The sequence below is a fragment of the Jeotgalibaca sp. PTS2502 genome (assembly GCF_001975685.1).
In the GTDB taxonomy this organism is placed as follows: Bacteria; Bacillota; Bacilli; order Lactobacillales; family Aerococcaceae; genus Jeotgalibaca; species Jeotgalibaca arthritidis.
Genome location: NZ_CP019433.1, coordinates 1,883,114 through 1,900,230, shown reverse-complemented (window position 1 = coordinate 1,900,230; position 17,117 = coordinate 1,883,114). Strand labels below are relative to the sequence as shown.

The window sequence follows — 17,117 nt, the reverse complement described above, 5'->3', positions numbered from 1 at the left end:
AACGAGGTGACCCTATGCAAACCTATTATGTAACTGACATGCTGGCCAAAGAAAAAGTATTTCGTGATCCTGTTCACGGCTATGTCCATATCCAACACCGTGTCATCCTTGATTTAATCAATACAAAGGAATTCCAACGCCTACGCCGAATTAAACAATTAGGAACAGCTTCCTTTACCTTTCATGGTGCAGAACATTCTCGCTTTAACCATTCTCTAGGCGTGTATGAAATTGCTCGACGGATTTGCGATAAGTTTATCCGTAATTACCCGAGTGTCGAAGACGGCGATGGCCTATGGGATGACCGCGAACGTTTGGTTACCCTTTGTGCGGCTCTACTGCACGACTTGGGACATGGTCCGTTCTCTCATACCTTCGAGAAAATTTTCGATACAAACCACGAAGAAATCACAGTTGCGATTATTACATCGCCTGAAACAGAGGTTAACCAGGTTTTGCGCAGTGTCGGACAAGATTTTCCAGAGCAAGTGGCATCGGTCATTGCCAAAACCTATCCTAACCCTCAAGTGGTTCAAATGATTTCTAGTCAAATTGATGCTGACCGAATGGATTACTTGTTGCGTGATGCTTATTATTCTGGAGTAACTTACGGAACCTTTGATTTAACGCGTATTTTACGGGTTATTCGTCCCTATGCCAATGGAATTACCTTCGATATTTCAGGAATGCACGCTGTTGAAGACTATGTGGTGAGCCGTTATCAAATGTATATGCAGGTTTATTTCCATTCTGTTTCACGTGGTATGGAAGTGGTCTTATATCATTTGATGAAACGCGCTAAGGATATTTACCTCAATGACCAGACCGACTTGCACCATTCGGCGACTTTTTTACAACCTTTTTTCAAAAACAGTTGGAACTTGGAAGATTACTTGCGTTTAGATGATGGTGTGTTAATGACCTATTTTAATCACTGGTGTGAAGATAGCGATCCAACCCTTAGTGATTTGGCTAGTCGTTTCTTAAATCGGAAACCATTTAAGTCTGTGCGCTTTAAACGGGATACTGATTTACCGACCATTGAACATTTGCAAGCTTTAATTGAAAATATGGGCTACAATCCTGATTATTATACATCAACAAATAATAGCTTTGACTTGCCTTATGACCTTTACCGCGCAGGTGAAGCTGGTAGCAAAACGCAGATTGAATTTATTCAGAAAAATGGCGATATCATTGAACTGTCTCAAGTTAGTGCTATTGTCTCTTCTCTGACTGGAAAAATGCGTGGCGACGAGCGACTATACTTTCCTCGCGAAATCACACATGGTTTTTCTTCTGAAGGCGTCAATTTATTCGATAATTTAGCAGAGCAATTCCGCTCTTATATCGAAAACGAAGAGATTATTCGGTAAATAATCAGCAGCAACTTGATCCATGAGATTCAAATTGCTGCTGATTTTTATTTGTATCTCTAATCTTTTTAATAAGCAGACTATTCATTTAAAACTATCTTAGGTATAATAGTTTTAAATGAGACTAAAGGAATGATTGTTTTGGGTAAAAAATGTCAATCCTTGTTACCATCCTAAGCTCTTTCCTACTCGTTGCTTGTAGCGGAACGACTAAAGAAGTTGATGAAATTGAATCCGCTTTCGCTAAAAACGACACCTTAACGAGCGGGGCTTTTACGATTAGCTTAAATCAGGGTAACCATAATGAAGACATCAAGCAAGAAACAAACGGTGTCTTTATCCAGACTGATAGCGACCCTGTTTTTTATTCTGAAACGATTTATAGTGATCGTATGTCAACAAAAGTCCTTTACCAAGACAAACAACGCTACGAGCAAGTGACTAGTGGCGACTTAGATTCGGAATGGTCGCTAACAAATAAAGATAGTGACCAGGAAATGAGTGACTTATTACCTAGCCTATTTGATAGTGATCTTGAAGAAAAACACATTCAAACCCTTGAGAAAGATGGCCAGATTTATACGGTCACCTTAAATGACCAATTTATTACTGACCAGATTGCTGACCTAAAGGAAGAAATGGCAGATGCCATGGATGATATTCGAGACTCTGATCTTGATTCCAAAGAAGATATACTCGCTGCTTATGAGCAGTCCTTAGAGTTCTCATTGCTACTACTAGAAAATACCAGCTCTTATACTATCACCTATACCATTGACCAAGACGGTTACTTAACAGAAACAAAAATCGAGCACCATTACCAAACTGACGACCAGGATACTTATCTCATTCATACAACTAGCCTAACCGACTATCCACTCGACAAGCCAGAATCACTTATTCCACAAATAGAAGGATGATTGTCATGCCCGCTTTTTTTAAGCAAACCATTGCCTGCTTATTACTGTTACTTCTGCTACCTAGCCCAATACAAGCAGCCACAACCGAAGACATCACAATCAATGTTGTATCAGAGACAACTGTTGATGACATCGAACAGTTTGGTGAAAACGTAAGCCCGCCTAAAGATGGCTACTCTTATCTACCGCTTTATTATAAACAAGATAGTATTTCTTTAATTGAGCGTTATAAGCTCATTGACCAACTATCGGTAACCAATCAATCGTCTGGCGATGTAACGGTTCAATATTCTCAAATGACATTGGTTCCTGTTAACTGGCAAGTCGGTAGCGTCATGAAGCAATCTGCCTTTCAAAAACCGCTTCTCAAGCAAATCAGTGATGCCTTAGAACAAACTGCCAAAGATACGATTGTAACCAATCTTGACCAAGCCTATCCGCTTGATCCCGAAATTTTATTACCCGACGAAAATATTCGCATAGCCGTCTATCAGCAAGCAGCCGTTTCTAGCGGCACCCTTTATTGGAAAAAATACACACCTTCTGGCTCGCTGGTAGGCATTTACTCGCAACCTTCTGGACGACAGGCAGCACCTATTGATGCGATAACCATTGATATTGTGAAGTAGAAAAAGCTGAGACAATGTAGAGGCCCCCAAAAGTTAGACCAAAAATCTAACTTTTGGGGGTTTATTTTTATGGCAAAATATTCACTAGAATTTAAATTGGAAATTGTAAAACATTATCTGGGGAACTATGGTGGCTACCTAGCGGTAGCAAAGAAATATAATATACAAGAATCTATTGTAAGAAGATGGGTTAATAGCTATCAACAATTTGGAATCGAAGGACTGAAACGTAGTAAGAATCAAACTCATTACTCTGTTGATTTTAAGCTTAGTGCTGTAAAATTATATGAAACAACAGAGATGAGTTATCGAGAAGTAGCCAATTCATTAGGGATGAATAACCCTAGTTTAATTTGTAATTGGCGCACTACTATCCTCAAGAAAGGCGTCGATGGCTTATCAGAACAGAGAGGTAGGCCACCGAAAATGGGTAGACGGAAGAAAGCTGATAAGAAAGTATTTCAGGATCCAAAGAATATAACTAGAGAAGATGTAAACGTTGAGCGTCTGAGACAACTTGAAAACGAAAATCGTGATTTGAGAATCGAGAATGAATTTTTAAAGGAATTAGGGAGATTGCAGGAAGCAGAGAAACAGCAACAAAGAAACAAATAGTTCAAGCAATCTACAATCTCCATAATATTAATAAATTCAAATTAGTTGATATTTTGAGAGTAACTGGCTTTCCAAAGGCAACTTATCACTATATTAGGAAGCAATCTAAACGCCCAGACAAGGATAAAGTTTACAAAGATGCTTTACTAAAACTAAGAGAGAAAAATAAAGATTATGGGTATAAAAGACTGACTCCCGAGTTAAAAAAATTAGGTTATCACATAAATCGGAAGAAAGTATTACGCTTAATGCGTGAATTAGGCATTCTTGTAACTGCCTTCTCACACAAAAGCAGAAAGTATAAGTCTTATAAGGGGACTGTAGGGAAAGTAGCATCAAATCGTTTAAAACGACGTTTTAACACATCAGTTCCACATCAAAAAATTACGACTGATACAACTGAATTCAAATACTATTATATGGACCAGTTAGGCAACACTCAGACAGGCAGACTTTATTTAGATCCTTATATGGATTTATTCAATAGCGAAATCATCAGTTTTCAAATAACAAAACGGCCAAACGGTGAAAGTATGATGGAAGCTTTGAAGGCAGCTATAGAACGTACAAATGATTGCATATTCAGAAGAACGTTTCATTCAGACCAAGGCTGGGCTTATCAAATGAAACGGTATTCAAAAACTTTAAAAGATAATGATATCTTCCAAAGTATGTCTAGAAAAGGGAATTGTTATGACAATTCACCAATGGAAAATTTCTTTAGTATACTCAAACAAGAAATGTATTATGGTCAAACTTATCATAGTTTTGAAGAATTGGCTGAATCAATTACCACCTATATTAACTATTATAATGAAGAACGAATTAAAGAGAAACTAGGATGGCTAAGCCCCGTCCAGTATCGCAGCCAATATACTAATTCCATTGTCTTTTCATAGTTTCACATAAAGTTTCAATCTATCAAGAGTCGCTCCGCTACTACTCTTGATAGATTGAAATTTATGAGAAGTATTGTCGACAACAGGAATTAAGCCAAATTGCATGTATTAAAAAAGAGCTGACCAATCGGTCAACTCTCATAAAATTTAGTCTAACTTTTTGGGTCCACTATACAATTGCGTCTCAGCTTTTTTATAGTTCATTTTTTAGATAAATGGTTTTACTTTGTTTTTTCTTAGAATGGTGCAAGTGGATTTCGTTAATATCATCATAGTTAGATAGGCCTGTTAAAGGAATTTCAATGAAGAGATCTTTAGATGGATGGGCAAAAGAAAAATCTTTGTAGAGCTCAACTCTTGCAATTCGCTTGTCAACCGAACATTCTACTTCGTATCCGCCATAATCATAAAATCGATTGAAACCAACATGGAGCGTCACTATACTGTTCTCACTCAATGAATCCCCATTCAAGGAAACAGCAGCATTTTCCACATTGCCCAAATCAACAATCAAATTGCTCTCCCAACTTTGAACAATAAGGTAACCGATAGTCGGCACCGCAAATAGACATAATAGGGCAATCATCATTATTTTTTTGCTTACTCGATTTGTCATTTTCTCTGCCTTTTTCACTACCATCTTCTCCATTCTAAACTATTAGCTCTAGTGTATCACTTTCTTATCAAAAACTCACAAAATAGTCATATATGAATACTTTTTATAAAAAAGGTGTAAATCATCCAAAAGCAAAGGTAAAAGAGATAGCCTGATTTAATCAAAAAACGGTCTGCTTTTTCTTCGGATAAGACTAACCGCAAGATCGCATAAAGCGCTAGACCAATGATACCACCGGATAGATTGGTGATGACATCGGTAATGTCACAGGCTCCTAGTGAAAATAAATACTGTGACCCTTCTAGCGCCATTGTGGTCGCTAGCATCATAATGATTTTTTTAAAGGTGGATAAATGCTTGCTAACAACGGGAAACAACAAGCCATACGGAATGAAAATCAAAACATTGTAAATAATTTCCGTATAATCAATGCGGCCATTAATGCGTTTAGGCGCCTGAAACGGCTCTAAATTAACAGTACCAAAATTTTCATCGCTCAATAGTTTAATATCATCTGGATGAAGCTGAAATTTAAATAAAATAATCCAGATAATTGCGAAGAGATAGAGAACGAATAGCCACTTCCCTAATTTTTCTTTATTCTTCAACGCGGCCACCCCTCAAAAGTTTTCATTGCTTTAAAATAACAAAAAATACCTCTGGTTTCTAGTATAGTCACTAAGATGTAACCTTTTTTTAAAAAAGGCAGGACATTTTGTTTGAAATTGTCGATACAGCCTCAAAATTTTCGCTGTATCGCACATTTTGACCGTCATATGTAAGATACAGCTTTAGTTGAGAAGTCTGTATCTTACATTTCAGCTATCGAATGTAAGATACAGCAGATTTTTCCAAGCTGTATCTTACATTGCTAGCAAAAACAGCCAAGTCGCAGAGCGCCTTGGCTGTTTGAAGAGCTAGTTATTGTTTGATAGGTCTTCACCATTTGTAGCTATAACCTTTTTATACCAGTCAAATGATTTTTTCTTACTGCGTTTTAGCGTGCCGTTACCTTCATTGTCTCTGTCAACATAAATGAAACCGTAACGTTTCTTCATCTCACCTGTTCCAGCTGAAACTAAATCAATACAGCCCCAAGTGGTGTAGCCCAATAAGTCAACGCCATCCAATTCAACGGCATCTTTCATGGCTTTAATGTGGGCTGCCAAATAATCAATACGATAATCATCTTCGACATAACCATCTTCATTCGGCACATCAACTGCACCTAAGCCATTTTCGACAATAAATAATGGTTTTTGGTAACGGTCATACAGATCATTCATAGTAATTCGTAAGCCCAATGGATCAATTTGCCAACCCCATTCACTCGCTTCTAGATAGGGGTTTTTAACTGACGCAAAAATATTACCTTCAGTTTTCGCCAACAACTCTGGGTCCGCGGTTGCTACACGAGAGGAGTAGTAAGAGAAGGAAATGAAATCAACGGTATGGGCTTTGAGAAGTTCCAAATCGCCCGCTTCCATTTCAATCTGAATACCTTGTCGTTCTAACTCTTTCAATGCGTAGGCAGGGTATTCTCCGCGTGATTGAACATCAATAAAGAAATAATTTTCCCGATCTTTTTCCGACTTTCAAAGACATCTTCGGGGTTTGAGGTGTAGGGATAGTAGCCGCCAGCTGCTAGCATACAGCCCACTTGGTTCTCCGGATCCACTTCATGAGCAATTTTGGTCGCAATCGCTCTCGCCACTAATTCGTGGTGTGCCGCTTGATATTTGACTTGCTCTTTGTTGTCACCTTCTTCGAAATAAAGGCCTGCCCCCATAAAAGGTGCGTGTAAAATCATGTTAATTTCGTTGAAAGTCAGCCAATACTTCACTAGCCCCTTGTAGCGGGTAAAAATAGCTCGGCATAAATTCTCGTAGAAGCCAACTAGCTTGCGGTTGCGCCAAGCCCCATAGTTTTCCACTAAGTGAATCGGACAATCAAAGTGGGTAATGGTAACGAGCGGCTCGATGCCATACTTGCGGCATTCGTTAAAGACATCTTCATAAAACTGCAAGCCTGCTTCGTTTGGCTCCGCTTCGTCCCCTTTTGGAAAAATCCGCGACCACGCAATCGACAAACGATAGGTCTTAAAGCCCATCTCCGCGAACAAGGCAATATCCTCTTTATAACGGTGGTACATATCAATGGCTTCTTTAGCTGGATAAAAATGCTCATCGTCAAAATCAACCATCTTCATCTGACCCGTGATAATGGGGTAGCGGTCCTTACCGATCGGCACCACATCCACATTGGCTAAGCCACGGCCACCTTTATTGGATGAAATCGTTATCTCTCTTCCTTATAACCTAGATTTCAATAAAGGTCCATCGAGTATAACCAGCTTTTATTTAAGAATTGAAACCGTTATACTATAAAAAAAGAGAAGGAGGTGTCCTATGTCAACGTTAATCGATCATTTGACTGTCGTATTCATTTTTTTAGTGATTTATTTTTTAGTATGTGTATTGATTGCGTTTATTGTCGCTCTCATCAAATGGCGCAAACACGGCTTCCTCTTAAGTTTCAAAGATACCTTTTGGACTTTTTTTCTCGAATTGCTCAATCCTTTTAATTATTTATAATAATCAAGCGAATCAAATCCTACTTAAAACTAATACGCCCTCAAAGTTAGACTATACACGCTAACTTTGAGGGCGTATTTTTTTGTTGGCAAAGTTTGTCGATACAGCCTAAAAATTTTCGCTGTATCGCACATTTTGACCGTCATATGTAAGATACAGCTAGGCTCGAGAGGTCTGTATCTTACATGTGGGCTCTCGAATGTGCGATACAGACAATTTTTCCAAGCTGTATCGTACATTGCTAGCAAAAAACCAAGGCGCTTTGCGCCTTGGTTTCAGAAATGGTTAATCCATATGCAGGATAAATGTTTTTTTGTCCATAATGTCTTCAGTTTTTGGTCCGTAAGAAATATAATCGACTTCCAAACCAAGTTCTTGTTCGATAAAGGTAATGTATTTCAAGAAATGAATATCAAAGACGTTTTTCCACCCTTTTAAGGTTTTGTAGATTGGTTTTGCGTGACGGAATTCGTCAGCAATCATCGGCATTGCCTTCACTTCGCCGTTAATTTCGTAGCCTACACAAACGTTCACAGTATCGTAACCATCTAAAACGTCACCTTTTGTCAATACAATGCCATTTAATTTAGACTTGCGGATGGCATAGCGCAGCTGTGGTAAGTCTAACCAGCCTACGCGGCGATCGCGACCAGTCGTTGCACCGTATTCATTTCCTAATTGTCTCAATCGATCTGCTTCTTCACCATCAAGTTCAGTTGGAAACTCACCTTCACCAACGCGAGTGGTATAGGCTTTAACAACACCCATAACATTGTCGTCTTCGGTTAGAGTTAAATCAACTGTTGATGCACCATGTGCTGTTGTCTGGCTACTCGTCACAAATGGATAGGTACCAGAGTCGATATCTAGCATAATACCTTGCGCGCCTTCTAATAAGACTCTTTTATTTTGCAAGTCTTCATACAGTTCAGAACTAGATGTCAGCTGGCATCCCAATTCTTGAATACGGCGAAATTGCGCTAAAATGGTTTGATAAACCGTATCGGTATCCAGATTCAATTTCCCTTGGTAGACATTATTTTTTAAGTAAATAATATTTTCTAGTCGTTCATAGAGACGCTCTTCATCAAATAAGTCAATTAAGCGAATGTTTTCACGGGAAACTTTGTCCGCAAAGCTAGGGCCAATCCCACGTTTGGTTGTGCCGATTGGGTATTTACGCATATCTTCTAAAACAGCATCTTCCTCTTTGTGATAAGGCAAGACTAAGAAGATTTCTTTATCAATGGCAAAGCGTTTTGAAATACCTTTAAAATCAGCTTCCAAGACTTCTAACTCTTTAATCATTTGTTCTAGATCTAAGGCCATCCCTTTTGATAGAACTCCGATTGAGTTTGTTTCAGGTGAAATGGATGGCAACAAATGGTTGACATATTTTTTACCGTTAAAGTAAATCGTATGGCCAGCGTTGGCTCCTCCTGAAAAGCGGATAATATAATCGTATGCTTTGGAAAAGTGGTTAACAATTTTCCCTTTCCCTTCGTCTCCCCATTGTGCTCCTACAATCGCTAATTTTTTCATTTGGTTTCCTCAAACTTTCTATAAACAGAGTGGATGTTTCTTGTATAAAATGTTGGATCAAATAAGTGATCTAATTCAGATTCCGTCAAGATTCCCATGATGTCTTCATCCTTCAATAAATAGTCTTTAAAGGATGATCTGCTATCCCAAGCCTGGAGGGCATTTTTTTGAACTAATGTGTAGCTATAGTCACGGCTGTGTCCCTTATCAATGAGTGCCAGCATAACGCGTTGCGAATAGACAAGCCCATAAGAGGCATCCAGATTCTCAAGCATACGGTCTTCATTAACAATCAGATTTTGGAGTAAGTCTTGTGCTTTTTCCGTCATATAAAACACAATCTGAGTAGCATCTGGGAAAATAAAGCGTTCGGTTGATGAATGCGAGATGTCGCGTTCATGCCACAGGACGATATTTTCATAAGCAATTGGCACCATCGCACGAACCATACGAGACAAACCTGTTAAACGCTCTGACAAAATCGGGTTCTTTTTGTGCGGCATAGCTGATGAGCCACGTTGGCCTTTTTTAAAGCCTTCTTGAGCTTCTAAGACTTCTGTTTTTTGAAGGTGGCGTATTTCTACCGCAATACGTTCAATGGATGACGCTACTAGAGCTAAGACATGGATAAACTCCGCGTGAGTATCACGAGCAATCACTTGAGTGGCCGCCAATGTTGGCGTTAAGTCAAAGTAAGCTAATGCCAATCGTTCAATTTCTGGGTCAATATTCGCGTAGTTACCAACTGCGCCCGATAAAGTTCCAACAGAAAGGGCGGTACGAACAGCTTTCATGCGGTCAATATTTCGATCACATTCAGCCACGTAGCCTAACAGCTTGAATCCAAAACTCGTTGGTTCACCGTGAATCCCGTGTGTACGTCCGACTGTAATGGTGTCTTTGTATTGACTGGCTTTTTGATACAAAACTTGGCGGTAATCGCTAAGAGATTTTAAAATAATATCCAAAGCATCACGCAACAATAAACTAGTTGCGGTATCTTCCACATCTGAACTGGTTAAACCTAAGTGGAAAAAGCGACTTTCATCCCCCATTGGGCTTGTCACACAGTTAACGAAAGCGATGAAATCATGGTTGACGATTTCTTCTTCCGCTAAAATAGCAGTTACGTCAATGGTTGCAGCAGCTTTGGCCTTATCGTGCGTGCCTGGTGGGCAGATTCCCACTTCCTCAAAAGCCGCTATAACTGCCAATTCCACATCCAACCATTTTTGGTACTTAGCTTCCAAATCCCATAATTCTTTTATGGGTGACAACGAATAGCGTTCAATCATTTGACCACTCCTTTTCGCAATTAGTTTACGTCAATTTAGGACTATTTTCAATGAAAAAATAATTCTGGTCAACATTCCAGTATTTTTTTCACAACCTCAACAAATGATTGATAAGTCGTATCTGCCTCAAATCGCTTCTGTTTAGCTGTTCATTTATTAAATAAATTAATTTATGAAAGAGTGGTATTTTGTGAGAAAAAAAAGAGCTGGAAAAATTCTCCCAGCTCTCGTCTCATTCATGACTATTCAAAATCATATTCCAATCCCCATTGTGAACGAACCTCATCCATAATCGCTAAAACATCTAAGGAATAATCGATGTATGGATTTCCTTCTTTACTGATAATCAGTTTGGAAATTGCCTCCGCTTCGTAAGCTAGCCCTTCTTCCAATTTACCTTGTTCAAATACACTCACTTCACCTGTGTTACGTGTCAGAACAGCGCGGTTTGAGCGTGGATAATCCGTAATCGTAACATAGCCTTCTTCGTAAGCGACAATCCCTTGCTTGGGCAATTTCGCTCGGAAAGTTAATGAAATATTAGCAAGTTCATTTTCTTTATTTTTCAGCATAATGACAGAACTTTCATCAACACCTGATTGATGCAAGTGAGCCATCGACTGAATCTCTGTCGGCTGACTCGATAAGAACCAACGGGTAAAATGCAAAGCATAAACCCCAATATCAAAGAGTGCGCCGCCCGCTAATTCTTTATTAAAGTAATAATACCTTGGATCAGTGTCCTTGTAGCTACCAAAATTCACTTGCACCATTTTTAGAGGGCCTAATTTTTCTTTCGCTAACCAATCAAAGAGGTTTTGGTAAAGTGGCATAAAATGAATGGTCATTGCCTCAAAGAGGTAGACTTGTTTTTCTTTAGCTAATTGGTAGGCAGCATCTAACTGCTTTTTATTGATTGTAATTACTTTTTCACAGACGACATGTTTACCTGCTTCAAGAGCTGCCATCATGTAGTCGTAGTGGGTATTGTGGGGTGTCGCAATATAAACGACATCCACCGCTGGATCAGCTAGCAAGTTCTCAAAACTGCTATAAGCTTTTTCAAGTTTGAACTCTTGAGCAAATGCTTGGGCTGTTTCCTCACGACGCGAAGAGACGCCATATAAACGGGCATTAGTTGCCGAAAATTGTCCTGCGAACTCTTTGGCAATCGTTCCTGTTCCAACAATTGCCCAGTTTAGTGTTTGATTCGTCATCATTATTCCTCCATTATTATTGTAATTGTTGCCACTCTTTAATTTGATAATTTAATTCTCCCATAAATTCATCGACATTTTCTAATCCGTACGTTAGAACGACTAAAAGGTAAACTGCCTCTTCGTCTTCATAATAAATGCCTGTATCGTGCTGCCATGCGCCGTAACTCCCATATTTTGCTGCCATACCCGTCGTCACATATTGCTTTAAGCGGAAACCATCCTGCGCCTGTAGCATCACATCAATAATTAGTTGGTAACGCTCATCTTCTGTCAGGCGTTTTAAAATGGCGGCTAAAATATCAGCTGTCGTTTCGTTGTTCTCAAAGGCTTCTAGCGGAATATCTGTTTCACCACTGAAATCTAGAATTGCTTGGCGGTAGTCACTAAATGTGTCGCGATAGTAAAAGGCCAGTATATTGGTTGCTGTATTATCAGAATAGGTTAGCATTTGATCCATTACTTCTTCAACCGTATAGCTGTATTTCTTTTCTGAATTTGTGATTGCGCCATCCCCGGATTCATAGTAGCCATCGTAGTAAGGCAACTCGCTATCCCACGTTAAGTTTCCAGCCACAATTTGATCAACAAAAATCGCTGCAATACCTACTTTTATCGTACTAGCGGCCGTTACTAAATCGTCCTCATTCAAACGATAATCGTTACCTTTTTTAAGATCCTCATACACAATGGAGACTTGATCATCTTGAACATTAAATTCTGCCATAATTCCTTGAACGACATCTTCTATACTTGTATCTGCTGGGTAGTCACCGTCTGACATTTTATTATGATCGATCATAATTTTAGCCGATGCGACTAGCTCATTTTTACTGTTTCCCAGTACTAAACTTTTCTTATGTGATAAAGCGAAAATAATAATTAATGACATGACTATCATTATTCCAGAAAATATAACATGGAATTTCCTTTTTTTACTCATAATTTACTCCTAAGATCGTTCTTCTATTAAAACGATACCATAAATCCCTTAATTCTACCTTAAAAACGATTATCTAATCATAAAAACTAGCCATATGCAGTATATGGCTAGCTTTATTTATTCTATTTAATTTATCCAGTGAATCGGATAGTCTTTCATTGCCCGTTTAATCGAGGCATTTTTCAGCACCCAGTACATAATCCCTACTTCGATAGGGAGGGTAATGATATTTTGAGCTAAACGAATCGGTAACATACCCCAGAAAGCTTGATCGTATAAAATACGCAGCCATAATGAGTTCATACCGATGTTGACGATAACCGTTACTGCCAAACACGCCATCATAATGCGTTTGAGAGTCAGTGGTTTACGATATAAAATCATACCATAAATAATCGGTGCTACCGCAGCTGAAATTGTAAAACCAGGTGAAAAGGCAAATCCTTTTGGAAAAAGGAAAAAGCCAGCAACATCAGCCAAGGCACCAGAAAAAGCTCCTACCCAAGGCCCATACATAATAGCCAACAAAATGGTTGGTATAAAACTAAACCCAACTCTTACAAACTGGGTTTCGACTGCTAAAAAGCGTGTTAATACCACTTTCAAAGCAATCATTAAGCCAATGACAGCAATGTCTCTGGCCATGAACATGGACACGGATTTTTTATTTTCCATGAACCGCAACTCCTTTATAGAGCCGCTACACGATTTCTCATATGCAGCGAATGCAAGAACAAAACCGCAAATAAAGGTCTCCCTTTACTTTTCGTTCGGAGGCAACATCCCATCCATCCGACACTTAACGCTTCATTCTCTACTCTGATTTATTTCCCATATCGGGATTACATGCATTTTACAACGGATAGAGCTGAAATACAACCGCAAGATAGCAAACGGCGATGGATGAGTGAATAGAACCTACTTTTTCCGATTCTATTCACTCTTTCCCATATAATTCGTTATCCGTTTCATCGCTTCTTCAATGCCTTCTTGCGACAGGGCGTAACTCATCCGAACATAACCCTCTCCGCCAGGACCAAACACGCTTCCTGGAATCAAACCCACTTTTCCCTTTTCTGCTAAATCGCGACAAAAGGCCTGATCGTCCTTACCAAACTGTTGGGGTAATTTAATAAATAAATAAAATGCCCCGCTTGGTTTTGCTAATTCGAAGCCTAGATTGGTTAAGGCACCGACGCAATAATCTCGTCGTTTCTCATATTCTGCTTTCATTAAGGCAACGGCTTCTGCCCCATTATTGAAAGCTTCTTCTGCTGCTTTATAAGAAACAGTCACACCTGTCGTAATCGCCATTTGGTGTGTTTTAAAAATAGGTGGCAACCATTTTTCCTGAGTGGCAATAAAGCCGACACGCCAGCCTGTCATGGCAAAAGCCTTCGATGCCCCACTAATTAAAATCGTTTGCTCCGGCAACAAGCGGGCAATAGATAGATGCTCTTGATCATAAGTTAGTTCACTGTAAATTTCATCACTAATGACAAATACCTCATATTGACGAATGGCTTCAGCCAACGCTTGTAATTCATCCGGCGTATAAGTCACACCAGTTGGATTACTCGGATAGTTCAAGACAATCGCCTTCACATCATGATGGTCAGCCATTACTTGATGAACCTGATCAGCCGTTAATAGAAAACCACTTTCAGAAGTATTCACCTCAATCGTCTCTCCATAAGCAATGGTTGCCGACAATTTGTATAAAGGAAAGCCTGGCGTTGGCACAATAATTTTCTCACCTGGATTCAAAATCGCTTTTAGAACGGTCGAGATTGCTTCCGTTGCGCCAACAGTCATTAAAATTTCACTTTCTGGATTATAGTCTAACTGATAGCGACGTTTTAAATAGTCAGCGACAGCTTGTCGGACACCAATCGCTCCCATCGAGTGGGAATAATGAGACTCATCTTCTTGGATTGCTTTAATAGCAGCATCCTTAACGTGTTCGGGCATACTAAAATCGGGTTCACCAATAGTCATTAGAATACAATCGTCAATACCTCTGAACAGCTGGTCAAATACCCGAATTGCTGACGGTTGAATTTTATCTAATTGTTGATTAGTAGTTAGTGTCATAAGCATCGCCTCCGTATTTTTTTAAAGTTTCACCAGATAAACGGTGAACCGTCCAGTCAGTCATCCCAACTGCCCCTTGCGATTCATAGAATTGAATGCTCGGCTTATTCCAATCCAGACACGACCATTCCATCCGCTCACAGTCACGCGCAACAGCAATTTTAGCAACTTCTTGAAAGAGCGCTTTGCCGTAGCCTTTACCACGCTCATCCTCTAAAACAAAAAAGTCTTCTAAATAAATGCCTGCTTTACCTAAAAAGGTTGAATAATTATGGAAAAACAGTGCAAATCCTACCGCCTTTCCATCTCTTTCTCCGATTAAGACTTCTGCATGCTTGTCATCGAATAAGGACTTCTCCAAACTTTCAGATGTTGCAACAACCTCATCTGACATTTTTTCGTAATCAGCTAATGCTTTTATAAAGTTAAAAATAATATCTACATCCTGACGCTCTGCCAGTCGAATATGGAATGCTTGTTCTACCAACGTCTTCACTCTTTTCATCAAATTCTCATTTTTTGTTATTTTTTCATTGTAGCAGTCTTTCCATTATTTTTAAATGATTAATTTTAATTGCTATATAATAAGGTTTAGACGTGCTTTTTCTGAAAAAGAAAAAAGATTTGAAAAATGATGTTGACAGTAAATGAGAAATTGGTTATAGTAAGCACATCGCAAAAACACTTTGAAGAGAAGAGTAAGGTATTCTTTCCTTTTGTAGAGAGCTTGGTTAGGTGAAAGCAAGCAAGGAACAGGTAGCTGAAGATGGTCTCTGAGTGGCTTATCCGAGTAGGGAAACCTTTAGGGTAGGACGGGAACGCCCGTTACAGTGTCCCAGTATCAGTCATGGCAATTCGTGGCGGTACTGATAGAGGCAAGAGTAGTGATACTTTTGTAAATTAAGGTGGTAACACGAGATGAAACGTTGACTCTCGTCCTTTCAGCACAGTCTATTTGTGTTGATTGGACGAGATTTTTTTATTATATTGATTTGACGCGTAGAAAAGGTAAGTACCGTTTAAGATGTTTCAAAGAGAGCCTGAAGTGGTGAGAGCAGGTAGCAGAAAAACGAGGAAATGGCCTTGGAGCGGCAAAGGTGAGCGGAGACGTTAGCCTTTGGAGGGTTCGCCCTTTACAGCGATGAAGTGGCACAGCCACTTCCTAAGAGCTTTTCTGTGAGGAAAAGCTAAAACAAGGTGGTAACACGGTGCATCAGACACGCGTCCTTGGTATACTTCATATAACATATAGAAGGTACCAGACGGGTGTCTTTTTCATTAAACAGGAAACGAGGAACATATATGATTGACTTAAAAGATGTCTCAGTCATCTTCCAAGGTGACAAACAAAAAGAAATTAAAGCCGTACAAAATGTTTCACTACACGTTAATAAAGGTGACGTTTACGGGATTGTCGGCTACAGTGGTGCTGGAAAGAGTACACTCGTTAGAACGATTAACTTACTCCAACGTCCAACCAGTGGCAAAGTGGTGATTAATAAGAAAGTTATCACTGATTTGAGTGAAAAAGAGTTACGACAAGCTCGTAAAAAAATCGGGATGATTTTCCAACACTTTAACTTGATGGGATCTCGAACTATTTTCGATAACGTGGCTTTCCCCTTAAAACGGTCGAAGCTCACAAAAAGCCAAATCAGTAAAAAAGTGCTCGAACTATTAGACCTTGTTGGGCTAGGCGATAAAGCAGATGCTTATCCGTCTCAACTCTCTGGTGGACAAAAGCAACGAGTTGCCATTGCGCGTGCCTTAGCGAATGATCCAGAAATTCTACTATGTGATGAAGCAACAAGTGCCCTAGATCCTAAGACAACTTCTTCTATTTTAGAGTTGTTGAAAAAACTAAATAAAGATTTAGGTCTGACGATTGTGATCATTACTCATGAAATGCAAGTGGTGAAAGAAATCTGTAACAAGGTTGCAGTTATGGAAGATGGCCATGTCATTGAAGAAGGCAGCCTACTAGAAATCTTTACTAGCCCACAAAATCAACTAACAAAAGACTTTATCAATACAGCGACTCATGTGGATCAAGGAATCGATACAGTATTAGCTCATCCAACCCTTCTTAACTTGAAGGAAACCGACGTATTAGCAAAACTGTCCTTCGTTGGCGGTTCAACGAGTGAGCCACTCATTGCTAAGTTGAATAATAGCTTCCAAGTTCAAGGAAATATTCTCTTTGGAAATGTGGAAATTTTACAAGAAACACCGGTTGGAACGTTATTACTCGTTTTATCAGGATCAACTGAAAAAATTGCTGAAGCCATCGACTACTTGCAATCGAATGATGTGACAGTTTCCATTATTTCTGCAGAGTATATCGAAGAACGTCAAAAGAAAGAAGATGGTGAATAAC

The 17,117-nt window shown here is 39.3% G+C and carries 15 protein-coding genes, 1 pseudogene, 1 riboswitch and 1 other annotated feature; of the genes and pseudogenes, 6 read left to right on the top strand and 10 right to left on the bottom strand.

The features are described 5' to 3' along the window. The first annotated feature begins 14 nt into the window (after positions 1 to 14). From BW721_RS09560 to BW721_RS11650, 4 genes are all read left to right on the top strand, one after another. Positions 15 to 1,376, top strand: coding sequence for an HD domain-containing protein (locus BW721_RS09560; protein ID WP_076768201.1), 1,362 nt, complete (start codon positions 15 to 17; stop codon positions 1,374 to 1,376). Between the two features lie 152 nt (positions 1,377 to 1,528). After that, a complete protein-coding gene (locus tag BW721_RS09555) occupies positions 1,529 to 2,296 on the top strand; it encodes a hypothetical protein (protein WP_076768199.1) in 768 nt (255 codons plus the stop codon). A 5-nt stretch (positions 2,297 to 2,301) separates the two neighbouring features. Next, the gene (locus tag BW721_RS09550) at positions 2,302 to 2,925 is read left to right on the top strand and encodes a hypothetical protein (protein ID WP_076768197.1); all 624 of its coding nucleotides are present in this window, start codon (positions 2,302 to 2,304) and stop codon (positions 2,923 to 2,925) included. Between the two features lie 69 nt (positions 2,926 to 2,994). Further along, a protein-coding gene (locus BW721_RS11650) for an IS3 family transposase (RefSeq protein WP_442905233.1) occupies positions 2,995 to 4,439 on the top strand; the annotation gives its coding sequence in 2 pieces (ribosomal slippage) (positions 2,995 to 3,537 and positions 3,540 to 4,439; 1,443 coding nt in all). A 193-nt stretch (positions 4,440 to 4,632) separates the two neighbouring features. Here BW721_RS11650 and BW721_RS09535 read toward each other — a convergent pair. The 3 genes and pseudogenes from BW721_RS09535 to BW721_RS09525 form a co-directional block, all read right to left on the bottom strand. After that, a complete protein-coding gene (locus BW721_RS09535; protein WP_156892233.1) occupies positions 4,633 to 5,055 on the bottom strand; it encodes a hypothetical protein in 423 nt (140 codons plus the stop codon). 86 nt (positions 5,056 to 5,141) lie between these two features. After that, positions 5,142 to 5,663, bottom strand: coding sequence for a VanZ family protein (locus tag BW721_RS09530; protein WP_076768192.1), 522 nt, complete (start codon positions 5,661 to 5,663; stop codon positions 5,142 to 5,144). A 309-nt stretch (positions 5,664 to 5,972) separates the two neighbouring features. Continuing rightward, positions 5,973 to 7,342, bottom strand: a pseudogene (locus BW721_RS09525) (6-phospho-beta-glucosidase); the annotation flags it as partial. Positions 7,343 to 7,463: 121 nt separating this feature from the next. Here BW721_RS09525 and BW721_RS09520 point away from each other — a divergent pair. Continuing rightward, positions 7,464 to 7,649, top strand: a complete 186-nt coding sequence (locus tag BW721_RS09520; protein WP_076768190.1) for a hypothetical protein — start codon at positions 7,464 to 7,466, stop codon at positions 7,647 to 7,649. 285 nt (positions 7,650 to 7,934) lie between these two features. Here the strand turns inward: BW721_RS09520 and BW721_RS09515 are convergent, their stop codons facing one another. From BW721_RS09515 to BW721_RS09485, 7 genes are all read right to left on the bottom strand, one after another. Next, positions 7,935 to 9,191 (bottom strand): adenylosuccinate synthase, encoded by a 1,257-nt coding sequence (locus BW721_RS09515; protein ID WP_076768188.1) that lies wholly within the window; start codon positions 9,189 to 9,191, stop codon positions 7,935 to 7,937. Next, positions 9,188 to 10,486: an adenylosuccinate lyase gene (gene purB, locus BW721_RS09510; protein WP_076768186.1), complete on the bottom strand. Its 1,299-nt coding sequence runs from the start codon at positions 10,484 to 10,486 to the stop codon at positions 9,188 to 9,190. Before purB ends, BW721_RS09515 begins: the two co-directional genes overlap by 4 nt. A gap of 242 nt (positions 10,487 to 10,728) precedes the next feature. Further along, on the bottom strand, positions 10,729 to 11,703 hold the full coding sequence (locus tag BW721_RS09505; protein ID WP_076768184.1) for a Gfo/Idh/MocA family protein: 975 nt from the start codon (positions 11,701 to 11,703) through the stop codon (positions 10,729 to 10,731). A gap of 16 nt (positions 11,704 to 11,719) precedes the next feature. After that, the gene (locus tag BW721_RS09500) at positions 11,720 to 12,595 is read right to left on the bottom strand and encodes a serine hydrolase (RefSeq protein ID WP_232222914.1); all 876 of its coding nucleotides are present in this window, start codon (positions 12,593 to 12,595) and stop codon (positions 11,720 to 11,722) included. A 177-nt stretch (positions 12,596 to 12,772) separates the two neighbouring features. Further along, positions 12,773 to 13,321 (bottom strand): folate family ECF transporter S component, encoded by a 549-nt coding sequence (locus BW721_RS09495; protein WP_083686848.1) that lies wholly within the window; start codon positions 13,319 to 13,321, stop codon positions 12,773 to 12,775. Positions 13,322 to 13,363: 42 nt separating this feature from the next. Beyond that, positions 13,364 to 13,470, bottom strand: a riboswitch (THF riboswitch). Between the two features lie 109 nt (positions 13,471 to 13,579). Further along, on the bottom strand, positions 13,580 to 14,740 hold the full coding sequence (locus BW721_RS09490) for an aminotransferase class I/II-fold pyridoxal phosphate-dependent enzyme (RefSeq protein ID WP_076768180.1): 1,161 nt from the start codon (positions 14,738 to 14,740) through the stop codon (positions 13,580 to 13,582). Next, entirely contained in the window at positions 14,724 to 15,245 is a 522-nt protein-coding gene (locus BW721_RS09485; RefSeq protein ID WP_076768178.1) for a GNAT family N-acetyltransferase, read from the bottom strand. Before BW721_RS09485 ends, BW721_RS09490 begins: the two co-directional genes overlap by 17 nt. A gap of 172 nt (positions 15,246 to 15,417) precedes the next feature. Continuing rightward, positions 15,418 to 15,684: a binding site (T-box leader), on the top strand. A 358-nt stretch (positions 15,685 to 16,042) separates the two neighbouring features. On the opposite strand from BW721_RS09485, the gene BW721_RS09480 reads away from it, so the two are divergent. Further along, positions 16,043 to 17,116 (top strand): methionine ABC transporter ATP-binding protein, encoded by a 1,074-nt coding sequence (locus tag BW721_RS09480; protein ID WP_076768176.1) that lies wholly within the window; start codon positions 16,043 to 16,045, stop codon positions 17,114 to 17,116. The last annotated feature ends 1 nt before the right edge of the window (position 17,117 follow it).